General features: G+C 72.9%; 11 protein-coding genes. 5 read left to right on the forward strand and 6 right to left on the reverse strand.

What is annotated here, in order from left to right; all coding sequences use genetic code 11:
• Window positions 1-140: 140 nt before the first annotated feature.
• Window positions 141-3,008: a LuxR family transcriptional regulator gene (locus O7619_RS16415; protein WP_282281782.1), complete on the reverse strand. Its 2,868-nt coding sequence runs from the start codon at window positions 3,006-3,008 to the stop codon at window positions 141-143.
• 521 nt (window positions 3,009-3,529) lie between these two features.
• On the opposite strand from O7619_RS16415, the gene O7619_RS16420 reads away from it, so the two are divergent.
• Together O7619_RS16420 and O7619_RS16425 are read left to right on the forward strand one after the other, a co-directional pair.
• Window positions 3,530-3,736: a DUF5988 family protein gene (locus tag O7619_RS16420; RefSeq protein WP_282281783.1), complete on the forward strand. Its 207-nt coding sequence runs from the start codon at window positions 3,530-3,532 to the stop codon at window positions 3,734-3,736.
• 505 nt (window positions 3,737-4,241) lie between these two features.
• Window positions 4,242-5,381: a hypothetical protein gene (locus O7619_RS16425; protein WP_282281784.1), complete on the forward strand. Its 1,140-nt coding sequence runs from the start codon at window positions 4,242-4,244 to the stop codon at window positions 5,379-5,381.
• 55 nt (window positions 5,382-5,436) lie between these two features.
• Here the strand turns inward: O7619_RS16425 and O7619_RS16430 are convergent, their stop codons facing one another.
• Entirely contained in the window at window positions 5,437-5,877 is a 441-nt protein-coding gene (locus O7619_RS16430) for an OsmC family protein (RefSeq protein ID WP_282281785.1), read from the reverse strand.
• 232 nt (window positions 5,878-6,109) lie between these two features.
• On the opposite strand from O7619_RS16430, the gene abc-f reads away from it, so the two are divergent.
• Window positions 6,110-7,741: a ribosomal protection-like ABC-F family protein gene (gene abc-f / locus O7619_RS16435; RefSeq protein WP_282281786.1), complete on the forward strand. Its 1,632-nt coding sequence runs from the start codon at window positions 6,110-6,112 to the stop codon at window positions 7,739-7,741.
• 26 nt (window positions 7,742-7,767) lie between these two features.
• On the opposite strand, the gene O7619_RS16440 is transcribed toward abc-f, so the two are convergent.
• The 4 genes from O7619_RS16440 to O7619_RS16455 form a co-directional block, all read right to left on the reverse strand.
• Window positions 7,768-9,741, reverse strand: coding sequence for an acyl-CoA dehydrogenase (locus O7619_RS16440; protein WP_282281787.1), 1,974 nt, complete (start codon window positions 9,739-9,741; stop codon window positions 7,768-7,770).
• An 83-nt stretch (window positions 9,742-9,824) separates the two neighbouring features.
• Window positions 9,825-10,493, reverse strand: coding sequence for a response regulator transcription factor (locus O7619_RS16445; protein ID WP_282281788.1), 669 nt, complete (start codon window positions 10,491-10,493; stop codon window positions 9,825-9,827).
• Window positions 10,490-12,442 carry a sensor histidine kinase gene (locus O7619_RS16450; RefSeq protein ID WP_282281789.1) on the reverse strand — a complete coding sequence of 651 codons (1,953 nt, stop codon included), beginning with the start codon at window positions 12,440-12,442 and terminating at the stop codon, window positions 10,490-10,492. The genes O7619_RS16445 and O7619_RS16450 overlap by 4 nt, the downstream gene beginning before the upstream one ends.
• Window positions 12,443-12,542: 100 nt before the next feature.
• Window positions 12,543-15,689 (reverse strand): hypothetical protein, encoded by a 3,147-nt coding sequence (locus O7619_RS16455; RefSeq protein WP_282281790.1) that lies wholly within the window; start codon window positions 15,687-15,689, stop codon window positions 12,543-12,545.
• A 203-nt stretch (window positions 15,690-15,892) separates the two neighbouring features.
• On the opposite strand from O7619_RS16455, the gene O7619_RS16460 reads away from it, so the two are divergent.
• The gene (locus tag O7619_RS16460) at window positions 15,893-16,048 is read left to right on the forward strand and encodes a hypothetical protein (RefSeq protein WP_282281791.1); all 156 of its coding nucleotides are present in this window, start codon (window positions 15,893-15,895) and stop codon (window positions 16,046-16,048) included.
• Window positions 16,045-17,055, forward strand: coding sequence for a cupin-like domain-containing protein (locus O7619_RS16465; RefSeq protein WP_282281792.1), 1,011 nt, complete (start codon window positions 16,045-16,047; stop codon window positions 17,053-17,055). The genes O7619_RS16460 and O7619_RS16465 overlap by 4 nt, the downstream gene beginning before the upstream one ends.
• Window positions 17,056-17,065 lie beyond the last annotated feature (10 nt).

The raw sequence follows: 17,065 nt of genomic DNA on the forward strand, positions 1-17,065 counted from the left end.
GAGCTTGACCGGCCCTTGCCGCCGCCTAAAGCGGTGCCCGATCAAGATCAAAATCCACGGCCCGGGGTACGCGGAAACGCGCGCGACGGCACCCGACGGGTGCCGCCCCGCGCGTGGTGATCGGGGCCCGGCCGGCCGGCTCAGGCCACGCTGACCTGACTGCCGCCGGGGGAGCGTTCCCCGCCGCCGGCGGGATCGTCGATGAGCCCGGTCGGCAGGTCGGTGCGCCGGCTCACCTGGAGCTTCCGGTAGACCCGGGTCAGGTGCTGCTCGACGGTGCTGACCGTGACGTAGAGCTTGGTGGCGATCGCCCGGTTCGTGTGCCCGACGGCGGCGAGCGCGGCCACCCGCCGCTCGGCGTCGGTGAGTCCCTCGACCGCGACCGCCGCGGCGAGGTCCGGGCAGGTGCCACCGAGCGCCACCGGCTCGGCGGGTTCGTCCGGATCGTCCGGGCCGAGGACCGCGCGGAGCCGGTCCAGCAACGGTTCGGCGCCACTGTGTCGGGCCAGCCGGCGGGCCGCCTGCCAGCTCGCCCGCGCGGCGTCGGCGTCGCCGGCCCGGTGCAGGGCGTCACCGAGATCGGCCATGGCGCACGCGGTGGACAACTCGTCGTCGCTGGCCCGCAGCAGACCCACCGCCTCCTGCAGCAGGGCGAGCCGCTCGGCCGGATCACTGGCCAGGGCCAGCACCCAGAGCGCGGACCCGCGCTCGCGGTCGTGGTGCTGCGGCAACCGGCTGAGCTGGTCGCGGGCCAGCTCCCGGCTCTGCTGGGTGCGGCCGAGGGCGAGGTGCGCCCGGGCCAGCTCGGTGCGCCAGGGCACGACCTCCGGCAGGTCGAGCTCCCAGGCGATCATCATCCGACCGCACGCCTGGAAGTCGATGAGCGCCGCCCGTACGCAGTTGGTCCGCAGGTAGTAGGTGCCGCGCGCGTGCAGGTACTTGAGGCCGAACGGGGTGTCGAACATGGCCGCCGGGACCGGGACGGACAGCCATTCCTCGGCCGCGTCGTAGGCGCCGGAGATGGTGGTGGCCAGCACCATGTTGGACAGCGGCGCGCCGACGGCCACACCCCAGCCCTTCGCCGGGATCAGGTCCAGGCCGCGCCGGGCGTGCTCCTCGGTCGCCGCCAGGTCGCCGCGGCCCAGGGTGCCCTCGGCGAGGATCGCGGAGACCAGCGCCTGGGTGGTCGGCGTCCGGCGGTCGGCGGCCCGGTGCAGCACCGGATAGTGCGACGAACCGGTGGCGCCGATCCGGTCGGTGAAGATGGTCGCGAGGAGGGCGATCGAGATCGGGCCGAGCGCCTCGTGATCGACCCGCGTGTTGTGCACGACCTGCTCGGCGGCGGCCACCGCGTCGCCGTGCGGGCTGCGGGCGGCCAGCGCGGTCAGCTCCGCCGCCGCCTGCAACGGCCGGCACGGCGGTGGCACCAGGCCCCGGGCGGCGAGATTTTCCCAGGGCCCGCGCACCCGGTCCAGATGGTCGGGGAAGAGATAGGCGAGCAGGAGCAGCGGAACGCTCAGGCTGGCGGCGAACTCGGGTTCCATCGGGTCGGTCGCGGTGAGCATGGTGATCACCTCCACCGCGTCGTCGATGTGCGCGTGCCAGAGCAGGTACGCCACCAGGGCGATCGCGTGCCGGCGTACGAGCACGCCGGCCCGCACGGCCGCGACCAGTTCGGGCAGCCGGCGGGCGGCGTCGGCGGGGTTGGTCTGCCACTCGATCCGGGTCCGCGCCGAGGTGGCCTCGGCCCGCTGACGCTCGTCGGCGCCCGCGCTGCAGGCCGAGTCCAGGAAGCTGATCGCGTCCTCGACCCGCCCGTCGGCCAGGGCCTGGTCCGCGGCCTCGTGCAGGGTCGGCGCCACCCAGGCCCCGTCGACCCGGTCGGCGTCGACGAGATGACGGGCCACCACGATGGCGGGCTCGCCGGCCGCGTGGCTGACGCTGGCGAGCCGCCGGTGCAGGTCCGTCCGCTCGTCGGGCAGCATGCCGGCGAGCACGGCGGTGCGGATCCGCGGATCCCGGAAGGTGCCGTCGGAGAGCAGGCCGACCCGGCGCAGTGTCAACAGCGCGCACCGGACCATCTCCTCGTTGATGTTCAGCAGCCGGGCCAGCACCGCGGGCTCGGTCGGCACGCCGGCCACGGCCAGCGCGCGGGCGACCGGCAGGGCCGGCGGCTCGCTGCGGTAGAGGCAGGTGCGTACGGCCTCGAGGAACGTCTCCCCGACGACCGTGCGGGTGCCGTCCGCGCCGTGGTCGAGGCGCCGCAGCGAGTCGCCCACGAGCGCGGTGGCCAGCCTCGGGTTGCCGCCGGTGATGGCGTGGTACTGCGCGGTCAGGGCGCGGTCGACCGGCTGCGGGAGCCGGGCCAGCACCAGACCGATGCCCTGCCGGCTCAGCGGGCGCAGGGACAGCGGGACCGGGGCGGAGCTGTGCAGCAGCTCCGCGTACTGCATCGGATGGGCCGGCGCCAACTGCGGGATCACCGCCAGGACCACGAGCATCCGGGCGTTGCGGACCCGGCGCATGAGGTAGGACAGGCACTCCAGGGACGACGGGTCGGCATGGTGCACGTCGTCGACGTAGACCACGAGTGGCTGGTCGGCGGCCCGGCGCAGCAGGGCCATGCACAGCGAGTGCAGGATCCGGGCCGACGGCTGCACGTGGATCTGCTCGGTCGAGGTGCTGTCCCAGCGCCCGGACATGGCCTCGTCGAGGAGTCCCGCGATCGGCGAGTCGTGCCCGGTCACCAGCCCGGCGCCGTGCGCCAACTGCCCGATCACGCCCAGCGGCAGCGACTGCTCGGTCCGCGACGCCACCGCGGCGACCACCTCGGCGCCGGCCTCGGCGGCGAGCTGGGCGAGCCGGTTCAGCAGGACGGTCTTGCCGCTGCCGGAGGCGCCGCTGAGCACGATCGCCTGTCCCCGCCCCTCAAGGGCGGCGGACAGCAGGTCCCGCAGTATCTGTAAGTGCTCATCCCGCTCGATCAGCTCCCCCGTCGACTGGTTCATGGCTGCCTCCCCGTAGCCATACCGCCGAGTGTCGCGCCCGCGTCAATATATGCATCGGCTCATATTGATGGCAACGGGACGGCGGCATTCCCGGCGACGGTAACGTCCCTTTCCCGCATATGCCGCATGTCATTTTGGCGACAGCGTCTTTGTTACCGGGCGGTCAACCATTCTGGTTGGGTGCGTAGGGTAGATCGGGCCGCATCGCCCAGAGCGGAGCAAACCGATGGAGTCGGTTACAACACCCCAGATATGATAAGAGTGCTAAATAGCTACATAGCGACTCATGGTCGGTGGGTGACCGGAATTGAAGAGCCGCTATTCAAGAATGGTTGCGGCGCGGATATTCTCCGATGGCTGGTAGTCGAATTCCGGCGGAAACACTTCGAGCCCCTACGCAACCCCTACCGGTCCGCCCGGCTGGGGGATTCTCAGGGGCTGAGGAGTCCGCCGGCCCCACCTACCGTCGTTGACGGTGGCGACCGGTCCCGGCCGTCGCCGTCTCCGACGGAGGTGTGATCGTGTCCGACAACGTTCAGATCCTGCTCACGGGCGGTCCGCGGGACCTCGCGTCCGATCGGCGCACGCTCCAGCTCGACGCCAGCCCGGAGAAGATCAAGATCGAACACCTCGGCGGGTACGAACACTTCGAGCCCACCGGCGAGCACACCACCGACGGCCACGCCGTCGTCTTTCGCTGGACCACCCGCACCCGTATCGCCGAGTAGCCGCCCCGTTCGCGGCGCCCATTCCAGCCCTTTCCCGGCACGTTTTGGTCCGACCCGGCAAGAGGGGGAAGAGTGACCGGCCATTTTCGACGACAAAAAGCGCCGATGTGAATCAATCGTTTCGGTCACATAGCCGCAGTTCAGGGCCCTGATTACCGGCGCGACCCGGCGGACCGTCCGCGCCGGGCGGCGTTACCGGCCGATGGAAAAGCGCGATGGTCAGCGCCACGATTGCGGCGGACCCACCCGGAAGCTCGTCCTCACCGACACACCGTCCACAGGCGCACCGGCGACATCGTCGCCGGGCTCGGACTCACCGTGACCGACAGCGGCCACCGCCGTGTCCGCGCGGCGCTCGCCCACCTCAACGCCGCGAGCCGGACCGCCGGGCGCTGATCCGCCTTCCACCCGTTCTTACGGCTCCGTTACGGGCGGCCGGGCAGGCGCGCACGGAGCGTCGACGGCGGTGATGCTGATGGTCATCTACCAACCCTGGGGGAGGGCCATGATGGACCCATCGGCGCGACGCCGGACAGCGGCGGCGACGCTCGCCACGGTGACGGCCGGCGCATTGCTCCTGCCGGCGACGTCGGGCGTGGCCGCGACCACGTCGCCGTGGAAGGCGACGCTCCCGTCGCTGCTCACGGACAGCCGGCTGACCGACGTGGTCGCCACCGGCCCGGACAATGCCTGGTCGGTCGGCTATCAGGCGTCGACCTACACCGGATACTCGATCGACGAGCCGTACGCGCTGCTCCAGTGGAACGGACAGGGGTGGACCGAACGGCGCCTTCCGCACAAGGCCGTCAACCTGACCAAGGTGGCGGCGGCGAACGCCGGGGACGTGTGGACGGTGGGTGCCAAGGAATTCGGCCAGCCGTACGCCGGGCACTTCGACGGCCGGATCTGGACCGCCCACGCGCCGTTGGGCGGCTCGCCGGGATACGCGGATCTGCTGGACGTGGCCGCCACCGGCGGCGGACGGGCGGTGCTCGTCGGGCACGACGGCGGCCGGCCGCTCGTGGTCTCGGGCGACACCCGGGGGTTCGACCGGGTGGCGGTGCCGGGGACGGAGCAGGAGAACGGCGTCCTGCGCGGGGTGTGGAGCACGCCGGACGGGAGCATCTTCGCCGCCGGCGAGCGGTACGTGCCCGACGCCCCCTACCCGGAGCCGATGATCGTGCAGCGGGTCGGTGGCGCGTGGCGGGTGGCGGCCGTTCCGTCGATTTCGAGCGCCCGGCTGACCGGGGTATGGGCCCGCTCGTCGACCGACGCCTGGGCGGTCGGCACGCAGGACTTCGACACCACTCCCAAGCCGGTCGTCCTGCACTGGGACGGCACGTCGTGGAAGCGCGTGGCCGGACCGGCGTCCACCGGTTGGACGTACGCCGTCGCCGGTGACGCGAACGGCAACGTGTGGATCAGCGGCACGAATCCGTACCCGCCGTACATCGAATACCCGGGCACGCTGCTGCTGCGCTACACGGGTGGCCGGTGGAGCGTCGCGTACGGGCCGAAGGTCGAGGGCAACGACCCCGCCCTCGACGCCCTGGCGAACATCCCGGGCACCTCGTCCTTCTGGGGCAGCGGCACCGTCACGACGGGTGGTGTGAACCTCACCGGCGTGATCGAGCGGACCAGATGACGGTCGGGGCGTGAGCCGTGCCACGGCTCACGCCCCACCCGCACCACGGGCGCGGTCAGTCCACCGGAGCGGTGGCGTCGACGATCTCCACGGGAGTGCCGAGCTGGACCGTGCGGGAGACGGTGCAGAGCCGGTCGTGCGACTGCCGCAGCGACCGGGGGAGCGCCTCGCGCGCCCGGTCACCGTCCGGTCCCTCCGGGAAGGTCACGGTGAACTCCACCCGGAGGTTCCGCATCCGGTTGCCGCCGGTCTCGTCGCGGACCTTCTCGCCGGTGACCGCGACGGAGAAGTGGCTCGGCTCGGCGCGCCGGCTGGTGATGTGGTCGACGTCGACCGCGGTGCACCCGCCGAGGGCGGCCAGCAGCAGTTCCACGGGCGTGAAGCTGTCGTCCTGTCCCGTACCCATGGGGATCGCTCCGCCGCGGGCGTTGCGTGCCGTGTAGCTGGCCAGGCCGGTGCGCTCGATCTCCACGGAGCGGAAGCTGTCGTCACTCATGACCGCGAACCTACCGAGGGCGGCCGACCGCCACCCACGGGACGGGCTATCCTGGCCGGAGTCGCCCAGGACAGGAGCAGACCGTGGCAGGTGACGACGACATCTCCGGGTGAGAGCCCCGGAGCGGTGACCGACGGAGCACGACCCGTGCCGTCGCGTCGCCCATGTCGCCATGCCCTGCCCACGCCGGGCCGCGCGTCCGCGCCCGGATGACCTGTCTTCCGAGGTTCCCATGTCCGACAGCCATGTCGTCAGCTCCGCTCTCTCCTTCTCCTGGCCGGACGACACCCCGGTCTTCGAGGACCTCTCGTTCTCCGTGCCCGACGGGCGCACCGGCCTGGTCGCGCCGAACGGCGCCGGCAAGTCCACGCTGCTGCGGCTCATCGCCGGCGAGCTTCGCCCCACCGGAGGCAGCGTCACCGTCGACGGGGTGCTGGGCTACCTGCCGCAGCATTTGCCCTACGCCCGGCGGCAGACCGTCGCCGAGGTGCTCGGCGTCGACCGCGTCGTCGCCGCGCTGCACGCCATCGAGGCCGGTGACGCCGCCGAGGAGCACTTCACCACCGTCGGTGACGACTGGGACGTCGAGGAACGCACCCGCGCCGAACTCGACCGCCTCGGGCTCGCCGACGTCGCGTTGGACCGGCGGCTCGGCACCCTCAGCGGCGGCCAGGTGGTCACCCTCGGGCTCGCCGCCCAACTGCTCAAACGGCCCGACGTGCTGCTGCTCGACGAGCCGACGAACAACCTCGACCGCGAGGCACGGGATCGTCTGACCGCCGTGCTCCGCTCCTGGACCGGGTGCCTGCTCGTGGTCAGTCACGACCGGGCCCTGCTGGACGAGATGGACCGCATCGCCGTCCTGGAACACGGTGAGATCCGCTGGTACGGCGGCAACCACACCGAATACGAGCAGGCGGCGCAGGCCGAACGGGAGGTCGCCGAGCGGCAGGTGCGGCAGGCCGAGCAGGACGTGAAGCGGCAGAAACGCGAGCTTCAGCAGGCCCGGGAGCGGGCGGCCCGGCGCGCCTCCACGGCCTCGCGCAACCTGGCCGACGCGGGCCTGGCCCGGATCGTCGCCGGCGGCCTCAAGCGCGACGCGCAGGTGTCGGCCGCCAAGGCGGCCGACGTGCACACCTCCCGCGTCCGCGACGCCCAGGCCCGGCTGGACCAGGCGAGCGGCGCCGCCCGGCGGGACGACCACATCGCTCTGGATCTGCCCGACACGACGGTGCCCGCCGGCCGCACCGTCTTCCACGGCGAGGGCATGCAGGCCGGGTACGACGGCCGGCCGGTCTTCCACGGCGACGGCGTCGACCTGGACATCCGGGGCCCGGAACGGATCGCCCTCGTCGGTGGCAACGGCGCGGGAAAGTCCACGCTGCTCCGGCTGATCGCCGGCGACCAGGAGCCGGTCGCCGGCACCGTCACACGCGCGCCGGGGCGGGTGGCGTACCTGTCGCAGCGTCTCGACCTGCTCGACCCGGACCGCACGGTCGCCGAGAACCTCGCCGCCTTCGCGTCGGCGCGCTCCGAGGCGGACCGGTTGAACCTGCTGGCCCGCTTCCTGTTCCGGGGCGCCCGCGTCCACCTGCCGGTCGGCGTGCTCTCCGGCGGTGAACTGCTGCGCGCCACGCTTGCCTGCGTGCTGTTCGCCTCGCCGGCGCCGCAGTTGCTGCTGCTCGACGAGCCCACCAACAACCTGGACCTGGTCAGCGTCGCCCAGTTGGAGAGCGCGCTCCTGGCGTACCGGGGGGCGTTCGTCGTGGTCAGCCACGACGAACGTTTCCTGGCCGCGATCACGGTGGGTCGCTGGCTGCGGCTGGCCGGCGGCCGGCTCACCGAGACCGGGGGGCCGCGGTGAGCCGGCCGGCGGAGTCCGCCGTGCGGCTACGGGCGGTCGGCGGTGTCGTGGTCGGCCATGGTCTCCTGCCGGCCGGGTTCCTCGCGCAGGACGGCGCAGTGCAGCCAGGAGTCCGGGATGGCGAAACCGTCCACGAGCGTGCGCATGTGCGGGCGCAGCTCCTTGAGCAGGCCGTTCACCACCCCGGTGATCGCCTTGGCGCGGGCCGGGGTGAGCCGGCCGTGCTCCAGCAGCCAACCCTTGTGGGTCTCGATGACGCTCAGCGCGTAGAGGTCGCAGACCCGGGAGAGCAACGCCCGGACCGCCGGGTCGGTGGCGGTTTCGATGCCGGCCACGAACGCTTCGAGCGTCACCCGGTCGATGTGCGCGGCGGCGACGGCGAGGACATGGTCCTGGACGTCGTTGAAGATGTCGAAGGGGCGGTCCTTCTTGGTGGCCGCGCCGTTGCGCAGGCGGCGGACCGCGCCGTCGAGGAGGTGCCGCTCGCGGTCCTCGAAGACCTTGAGGTGCCAGCCGCGGTCGGTCACCGCGACCTCGTCGTCGCGGCCGGGCACGGCGCTGACCAGCCGTTCGATGAGCGAACGCGCGGCGGTGCGTTCGAGCACCATCTCGCGGACCTGCTCGGCGACGAACGAGGCCCGCCCCCAGCCGTCGAGCGAACCGAAATCGTCCCGGTAGCCGGTGAGCAGCCCCTTGGCCACCAACTGGAGCAGCACCGTGTTGTCGCCCTCGAACGTGGTGAAGACGTCGGTGTCGGCCTTCAGGCCGGGCAGCCGGTTCTCCGCCAGGTAGCCCGCGCCGCCGCACGCCTCCCGGCACATCTGGATGGTGCGGGTCGCGTGCCAGGTCTGCGCGGCCTTCAGCCCGGCGGCCCGGGACTCCAACTGCCGTTGCCGGTGCTCGTCGGCCGTCCCGTCGTCACCCTGGATCTCGGCGAGCGCGGTGACCAGCTCGGACTGGGCGAACGTCAGCGCGTACGTGGTGGCCAGCGCGGGCAGCAGCTTGCGCTGGTGGGCCAGGTAGTCGTTGAGCAGCACCTCCCGGTCGGCGTCGGGGGTGCCGAACTGGCGGCGGATGTCGCCGTAACGCACCGCGATGGTGAGCGCCGACTTGGTGGCCGCAGACGCGGCGCCGCCGACGCTCACCCGGCCGCGGACCAGGGTGCCCAGCATGGTGAAGAAGCGCCGGGAGTCGTTCTCGATCGGGCTGGAGTAGGTCCCGTCGGCCGCGACCTGGGCGTACCGGTCCAGCAGCATGTCCCGCGGCACCCGCACGTGGTCGAAGCTGAGCCGCCCGTTGTCGACGCCGAGCAGGCCGGCCTTGGGTCCGGCGTCGCCGATGGTCACGCCGGGCAGCGGGTTGCCCCGTTCGTCGCGGATCGGGACCAGCCACGCGTGTACGCCGTGCCGCCGTCCGCCGGTGACCAACTGGGCGAAGACCACCGCCATCCGCCCGTCCCGGGCCGCGTTGCCGATGTAGTCCTTGCGCGCCGCCTCGTGCGGGGTGTGCAGGTCGAAGGTCTCGGTCCGCGGGTCGTAGACGCAGGTGGTGCGCAGGTGCTGGACGTCGGAGCCGTGGCCGGTCTCGGTCATCGCGAAGCAGCCGAAGAGCCGGCCCGCGATGATGTCCCGCAGGTAGGCGTCGTGGTGCCGTCGGGTGCCGAGGGCCGCGACCGCGCCGCCGAACAGACCCCACTGCACGCCCGCCTTGACCATCAGCGACAGGTCGACCTGGGCCAGCATCTCGATGGCGACGATCGAGCCGCCGACGTCGGCCCCGCCGCCGTACTCGGTGGGGAAGCCCGCGCCGATGCCCAGCTCGACCGGGAGTTCCCCGAGGAGCCGGCTGATCCGCTCGCGGGCCTGGTCACCGGTCTCGCCGTAGACCGGGAGGAAGCGTTCGTCGAGGTGCTCGCGGTGCGCGTCGCGGACGCCCGCCCACCGCCCGTCGAGCACGGACCGCAGGTCGGCCGGGTCGACCGGGCCGGACAAACTGCTCATCGCTACCTCGGATACCGCCGTCATAGCTACCGTTCGTACCCGGTAAACGCCGTTGACCGTCCGCGGTGACGCGGTGAGAACCGTCACGGCGGGGCCGCCGGGCCGGTGACGGGTGCGCCCAGGCCGTGGTCGCGGGCCAGCGCGATCGCCTCGCTCCGGCTGCCGAGGTGCAGCTTGACCAGGACGGCGGAGACGTTGTTCCGCACGGTCTTGGCGCTCAACCCGAGCCGGTGCGCGATGAGCGCGTTGGACAGGCCCCGGGCGAGCAGGTCCAGCACCTCGCGTTCCCGCTCGGTGAGTTGCGGGAACGGCGCGTCGGACCGGGCGCCGAGCAGGACGCCCGCCCGGTCGGCGAGCGGGGCGCCGAGGATCAGGTCGCCGCCGGCCACGCTGCGGATGCCGCGTTCCACGTCCGTGGCCGAGGCGCCCTTGACCACGTATCCGCGTGCGCCGGCGCGGAGCGCGGCGACGAGTGAGGCGTCGTCGTTGAGCATGCTCACCACGAGCACCCGGACCGCCGGATGGTCGCGGCGCAGCAGCCGGGTCGCCTCGATCCCGGAGCCCCGCCCCAGGTGGAGGTCCATCAGCACCACGTCGGGTCGTACCCGGGCGACGAGCGCGAGGGCGTCGGCGGCGTCGGCGGCCTCGCCGACGCACTCGATGCCCTCAAGGGTGTCGAGCAGCGCGCTCATGCCGAGGCGGAAGACCGGATGGTCGTCCACCACGACCACGCGGATCGGGCTGTCGGTCATGGCTGCTCCAGGGGGATGGTCAGGCAGACGGCGGTGCCGCGCGGGCCGGCGGGCCCGAGCGTCAGGGTCGCGCCCACCGCCTGCGCCCGTTCCCGCATCGCGTGCAGGCCGACGCCGGCGCCGGTGGGGCTGGCCGGGAGCCCCCGGCCGTGGTCGGTGACGGTGACCCGGAGCCGGTCGGGCCGCTGGTCCAGCGACACCGTGCAACTGTCCACCCCGGCGTGCCGCTGGACGTTGCGGATCGCTTCGGCGGCGACGCCGTACGCGGCGGTGGCGATCCGTTCCGGCAGCGGCTCCATGGTGTCCGGGCCGTGCAGCACGATCCGCAGACCGGCCCGTGCGTACTGGTCCCGCAACAGGTCCAGGGCGGGACCGAGGCCGCCGTCGGCGAGCACCGGGGGCAGCAGTCCGTGTGCCAGCTCACGGACCTCGGCCGCGCGTGCGGTCAGCTCGTCGGTCAACCGGTCGAGCAGGCCCTCGGCCCGGTCCGGGTCCCGGCGCAGCAGGTTGCGGGTGGCGGCCAGCCCCAACCCGATGCCGCTGAGCGCCGGCCCGAGACCGTCGTGCAGGTCCCGGCGCAGCGACTTGCGTTCCTCGTCGCGCACCTCGGCCAGCCGTTGCCGCGACCGGGCCAGGTCCCGGTTGGTGCGGGCGAGGTCGACCACCGCCGCGACCACCGGGGCGAGGACGGCGAGGGACTCGGCGGCCCGCGCGCCGAGCAGCTCGCCCGGCCGGGGCCAGGCGTGCAGGTAGCCGACCGGCCGCTCGCCGCTGGTCAGCGGCACGGTCAACGGGGGACCGTGCTCGTGCGGCGGCGGCTGCGGCCCGTCCTCGGTGATCCGCACCTCGGCCAGCCGGAGCGCGGCGGCGACGGTGGCGCCGATGTCGGTGGTGCGCCCGACGCTGTGCACCACCTGGTGCAGCAGGGGCTCGGGCGCCTCGCCGTGCACCAGCCGGTCCACCCGCCGCTGCACCACCACACGCACGGGTTGGAAGGCCGCCGCGAGGACGCCCGTCACCACGAGCTGCGGCACCGGCGCGGCCGGCGGCAGCAACCGGTCGAGCAGGGCCACCGCGAGGCAGTAGGCGGCGATCACCCCGGCGGTCATGAGATACCAGACCAGGGTGCGGCGCACGGCCAGCCGCAGCCCCCACAGTTGCTGGCGCAGCACCACCACCGCCACCGCGGCGGGAAAGAACGCCTGCGAGGCGAGCATCAGCAGCGCCGGCACGACGGCCGGCAGCACCGGCGGCAGCAGCGTGACGCCGAAGGCGAGGGTGAGCAGCGTGCTGCCGGCCGTCGCCCAGCCGAGGCCGTGGCGCTGGCGCGCCGGCCCGCGCCGCCACCGCCACGCCAACCCGGCGCCGGCCAGCAGGCCGAGCCCGACCAGCGCGTACGACAGGACGGGCGCGAGCGGTCGCAGCAGCGCGGCCCGGGCCTCGCGCAGCTCGGGCGTCAACGGCAGTACGCCCACCGGCGGCGGCGCGGTGGCGAGGGCCAGCACCGTCACCGCCAGGTAGCCGAGGCCGGTGGCCGTGGCGATCCGGTCCAGCCGGCGCGGGGGCCGGTCCGGCAGCAGCCAGGGCATGACCACGACGAGCGCGTACAGGCCGGGCACCCAGGCCCAGTCGTGCAGCGCGGTCAGCAGCGGGGGCCCGCCGGCGGCGAGGTGCCACTGGGCGGCGAACGCGGCGAGCGCGCTGCCGAGCGCCGCGGCGGCGGTGATCCAGCCGGGCAGCCGGCTGCCGGTGCGCTGCCGGCCGAGGATCAGCCACGCCACGACTCCGTAGACCACGCCGTCGAGCAGGTCGACGAGCGAGTAGAGCTGGGTGGCCGTGTACGGGGGAGCCGCCACCGCCCAGGCGACGACCGCGCCGACGGTGAGCAGCGCGGTGGCGGCGAGGACGGTCCACGCGGTCCACCGCCCGACCGGGGATGCGTTCGGCATGTCGGGTCCACTGTGTCAGGCCGGTGGCGTCGGCGGGACCACCGGAACGGTGTACGCCGGACGGCGGGCCGGTCGGAGTGACCGGCCCGCCGTCCGGGGATCAGCTCTGCGTGACCGCCGTGCCGGTGACCTTGAGCTGGTCGACCACGGCGGCGACCTCCGGCAGCCGCTCCCGGTAGACGTTCGCGGCGAGGCGCTGCGAGTACGTCTCGTAGATCCCGGCCAGCTCGCCGGCCCGCTCGATGGCCACCGCGTGGATGCAGTTGCCGAGGTATTCGTTGGGCGAGTTCGGGCTGTCCGCGCCCGAGCACGACGTGCCGAAGACGGGCGCCTGCCCGACCCGCGGGTCGATCTCGGACATCGACTCGGGGCACGGGTCGCCCGGGACCGGCTGCGCGCAGGGCGCGTAGTCGGCCTCGGCGATGGTGTACGCCCGGCTGATGTTCGTGTCCGGCAGTTCCTGCCCGACCGGCGCGCCCGGGTGGCGGTAGTCGCTCGGCAGCAGGTTGCCGCCGAACAGGTAGCCGCTGAGCGAGGCGTCCGCGTCCAACGCCACCGGGAAACCGAGCTTCGTGTACGCCTGGAGCAACCGGAACGCCTGGGTGACCTTGTTCCCGGCCGTGCGCAGGGACGAGGTCGGATCGCCGAACCTCTGGTTGACCAACTGGTAGTAGCGCTTCTGCTTGCCCCACAGCATCCGGTCACCCAGGTGACGGGCGATGGCCAGCCGCTCGGTGTTGTCGGCGTAGCGCGCACCCGTCTCGAACGCCGGCAGGTGCACCGACTCGTCGTTGTAGGTCATGTAGTAGACCTCGTCGTAGCAGTACCCGGTGGGCGGGTTGTCCCGGGTGCTCCACGAGCAGACGATGCCGGCGCTCCTGGTGTTGCGCCACGTCCGTACGTCCATCCAGAATTCGCCCTGGTTGACGCTCATCTGCGCGTGCACGGTCAACTGGAGGTCCGCCTTGGTGGTTTCGGCGCGCGGCCCGGTGGTGGTCGTCTGGTTGACCAGCTCCGCGTCGTAGCAGAGCCGGAAGTGCGGCTGGAACTGCCGGCTCGTGCCGTGGGTGAGCAGTTGGAACGCGTTCGGCAGGTCGCCGAGGTTCACGTTGTTCGGGATGCGCACCCGGGGTAGCGGGCTGAACGGCGCGCACCCGGACATCTTGGCGTCGGCGTTGTAGGTGCGCTCGTTCTCCGGGGTCCAGTAGCGGCCGGTGTTGGTCAACGGCTTCGGGGACTTCTGGTCCGGCCCGTACCACGGGTTGTAGCCGCCGCCGGTGGCCTCGTCCCGCAGCTTGCGCAGCTCGGCGGACTGGGCGTTCACCGCGTCCCGGTAGTTGTCGACGAGGCCGGTGAAGAGCGCGTTGCGGTGCCCGTCGGCGGTCGGTCGGCTGAACCGGCTGCTCGCGTCCAGGATGACCTGGCCGGAGCGGCCCATCCGGGCGGCGAACGAGGTGTCGCCGGTCATGTCCCCGACAAGCGTCGGGTTCTCCAACGCCAGCGCGGTGAACGCCCGCGTCGACATGGTCCAGACCCCGGCGTGCGGGACCTTCGTGGTGGCCGGGTACACCGGGTCCCAGGTGCGGGCCAGGTAGGACAGGTAGTCGATGGCGCCGTAGGGGCTCTTCTCGTCGAGCACCCGCACCGGGTCGACGCCGCCCTGCGACCACTCGGCCGGCGTGAGCACGAAGGGGGCGCTGGCGGCGGTGGAGGTGGCCGAGGTGAACAACCGTCCCTCCGTCTCGTCGTACTGGGCCACCGTGAGGGACCGGCCGGTGCGTGCCTGGTATCCGACGTAGGTGTTGATGGCGAACTCGGCGTCGCTGAGCGCGTTCTTCTTCAGCGCCTCCTGCATCGAGAGGCTGAGCTGGTCGACGCGGGTCTCCAGACCGTTGATCTGGCGCTTGATCGCGTCGATGTCGCGGATGACCCCGTCGAGGTCGTCGCGCATGCGCTCCAGGACCGACATGACGTCGTCGTAGATCGCCGAGAGCATCGCCTCGACCCGGTCGAACCGGTCGTGCATCTCGGTGCGCAACTCGCCGACCTGCTCGCGCAGCTTGCCGATCTCCTGCATCACCAGCTCGTGCTCGCTCGGCGCGCCACCGGTGAACAGCGGGAGGAGGGTCATCACGGCGCCGAGCACGTTGCCGGTGAGCACCACCGTGCTCAGCGAGCCGATCGCGTCGCTGAGGCTGAGCCCGGCCACCGTGGGCAGGTACTTGTTGATCGCGGTGGCGATGCCGATCGCGGCCTTGCCGATCGCCAGCACCTCCTTGCCGGCCTTCTCGTCGGCGAACCCGGCGAGCGTGGCCAGGATCGTCACCGCGGAGTCCGCGGCGTCGATCGCCACCTGCCGGTTGGCCGCCTCGGCCAGCGCGGCGGTGTAGTCCTGCGGCGTCGGCTTCGGGCCGGGGCCGACCGGATACTTCAGGTCGGCGGCGGCCAGCTTCTCGATGATCTCCGCGTTCTGCGCGGCCACCTTGCCCAGCGCGCCGCGCAGCTCCGTGCGCAGCGCCGCCAGGTACGCCTGCTCGTTGCCCAGGTGCTCCAGGATCGCCTCGGTGTTGACGAACGAGGCGAGCAGGGGATCGGCGAGCAACTGCTCGGTGGTCGCGGTGGCGCGGACGTTGAGCTGCGCCCCGATCTCGCCGTCCCAGGCCGCCGCCAGGTCCCCGTCCTGCGCCGCCGCCCGGGTGAGCTGACCCCAGGCGCGCTCCTGCTGGGCGTAGAGCGCGTCCATCCACCGGTAGTTCTGGTAGGCGCTCGTCACGGCGTCCTCGACCTCGGCCGAGGCGGTGATCGTCCCGCCGATCGTGGCGTCCAGCAGCCCCTTGACCATCGGCGCGCCGATGGAGACGCCCGGGACACCGGAAACCGCGTCGATCACCTTGATCAGGGTGGCGTAGGTGGTGCGGGCCGTGGTGTCGGAAACCCCCGCCGCGTTCACCGCCTGCCGCGTGGCGACCAGGTGGCGCACCACGTCGTCCCGGGAGGCGCCGGGGTTGCGGCCCCGCCAGTCCAACAGCTCCGCGGTGAGCACCAGGTTCTTCAGCCCCGCCACGCCGCCGTTGTGCGCCCGCAGGTAGGCGGCGAACACGCCGTCGTGGAACCGGGTCGCCTCGTAGTCCACCGTCTCCGCGGCCACCGCCGGTGTCGGCGACACCACCACCATCGCCGCCACGACCGCGGCGACAAGTGCCCTCCACCGCCGACGCCGGCGCGGCTCCTGCACCATCACACCCACTGGGATTCCTCCGGATCACTCCGTCCGCCGGTCCGGCGGACGCGCAGCGCAGCCTGACCGCGGGGATGTCCCGTCGACCAGGGGTGGATGTCCCGGGTCGGCGGGACCGGCGTGGGTCGGCCGTCCGGCCGACGCCGCCGTCCCGGCCCGGACGGGACCGGTGTCCCTGGCGGGCCGGGACGCCGCGCCGGTTGACTGCCGCCATGACCGACACCTCGCCGGACCACATCCCGGCCCACGTGAAGAGTTCCTACGTCAACTGCTCCGAGTACGCCCGCGCGGCCCGGCTCACCCCGCCACCGGCGGCCACCGTCGTGACCGCGGCCCCGGCGCCGGCCGGCCCGGGGGCGACCCGGTGACCGTGGCCGCCGCGCCGGGCCTGCTCCCCGCCTGGCGGGAGTGGCTCGCCGAGAACCTGGCGATGGGGATCGCCGCCGAGCAGGCCCGCGCGGCGGCCGTCGACGCGGGCGCGGACGCCGACGCGGTCGACGCCGAACTGGCGACGCTCGCCACGCACCCGTACTTCGCCGTCTGCCGGCGGCTCGCGCTGCGCTACGACTGGATGGAGTCGGTGCTCGACACCTACCGGGTGCTCCGCGACGACGACGGCGGCCGGCACCTGGAACGGCGTACCGACGTGAACGCGGAGGAGTTCTTCGGCCGCTACTACTACGGCAACCGCCCGGTCGTGCTCGACGGTCTGATGACCGACTGGCCGGCGCGGGAGTGGACGCTGGAGCGGATGGCGCGCCGGTGCCCGGACGCCGTGGTCGAGGTGATGACCGGCCGGGAGGCCAACCCCGACCACGCCTGGCAGTACGACAGGCACCGCACCACCATGCCGTTCCGCGACTACCTGGCGATGCTCGGCTCCGGAACCCGGACCAACGACTACTACATGGTCCCCCGCAACGAGAACTGGAACGGGGCGCTGCGCCCGCTCGCCGAGGACGTGCGGCCACCCGCCCACCTCGTCGACCCGGCCGGCGGCGGGCACCTGCTGCTCGGCCCGGCGGGCACCGTCACGCCGCTGCACGTCGACAACAGCACGGTGCTGCTCTGCCAGGTGCTCGGCCGCAAACACGTCCGGCTGGTCCCGTCGTACCAGCGGCACCTGGTGTATCCGCGCGGCGGCACGTTCAGCGCGGTGGACGCGGCCCGGCCGGACCTGGACCGGCACCCCCGGTACGCCGAGGCCACGGTGCTGGAGACGGTCCTCGAACCGGGCCAGATGCTGCTGATACCGGTCGGCTGGTGGCACTGGGTGCACGCCCTGGACCTCAGCGCCACCGTCACCTTCCACCACTTCCGGGTGCCCGGACACAACCATCGGATGGCCACCCCGCCGGCGGCCGGGGCGGACTGAGGCCACGCCG

It is taken from the genome of Micromonospora sp. WMMD998 (assembly GCF_029581235.1).
Taxonomy (GTDB): Bacteria; Actinomycetota; Actinomycetes; order Mycobacteriales; family Micromonosporaceae; genus Micromonospora.

Coding starts and splice junctions, on each gene's coding strand:
- O7619_RS16415 (WP_282281782.1), bottom strand. CDS start 3,008: ATGAACCAGTCGACGGGGGAGCTGATCGAGCGGGATGAGCACTTACAG.
- O7619_RS16425 (WP_282281784.1), top strand. CDS start 4,242: ATGATGGACCCATCGGCGCGACGCCGGACAGCGGCGGCGACGCTCGCC.
- O7619_RS16430 (WP_282281785.1), bottom strand. CDS start 5,877: ATGAGTGACGACAGCTTCCGCTCCGTGGAGATCGAGCGCACCGGCCTG.
- abc-f (WP_282281786.1), top strand. CDS start 6,110: ATGTCCGACAGCCATGTCGTCAGCTCCGCTCTCTCCTTCTCCTGGCCG.
- O7619_RS16440 (WP_282281787.1), bottom strand. CDS start 9,741: ATGAGCAGTTTGTCCGGCCCGGTCGACCCGGCCGACCTGCGGTCCGTG.
- O7619_RS16445 (WP_282281788.1), bottom strand. CDS start 10,493: ATGACCGACAGCCCGATCCGCGTGGTCGTGGTGGACGACCATCCGGTC.
- O7619_RS16450 (WP_282281789.1), bottom strand. CDS start 12,442: ATGCCGAACGCATCCCCGGTCGGGCGGTGGACCGCGTGGACCGTCCTC.
- O7619_RS16460 (WP_282281791.1), top strand. CDS start 15,893: ATGACCGACACCTCGCCGGACCACATCCCGGCCCACGTGAAGAGTTCC.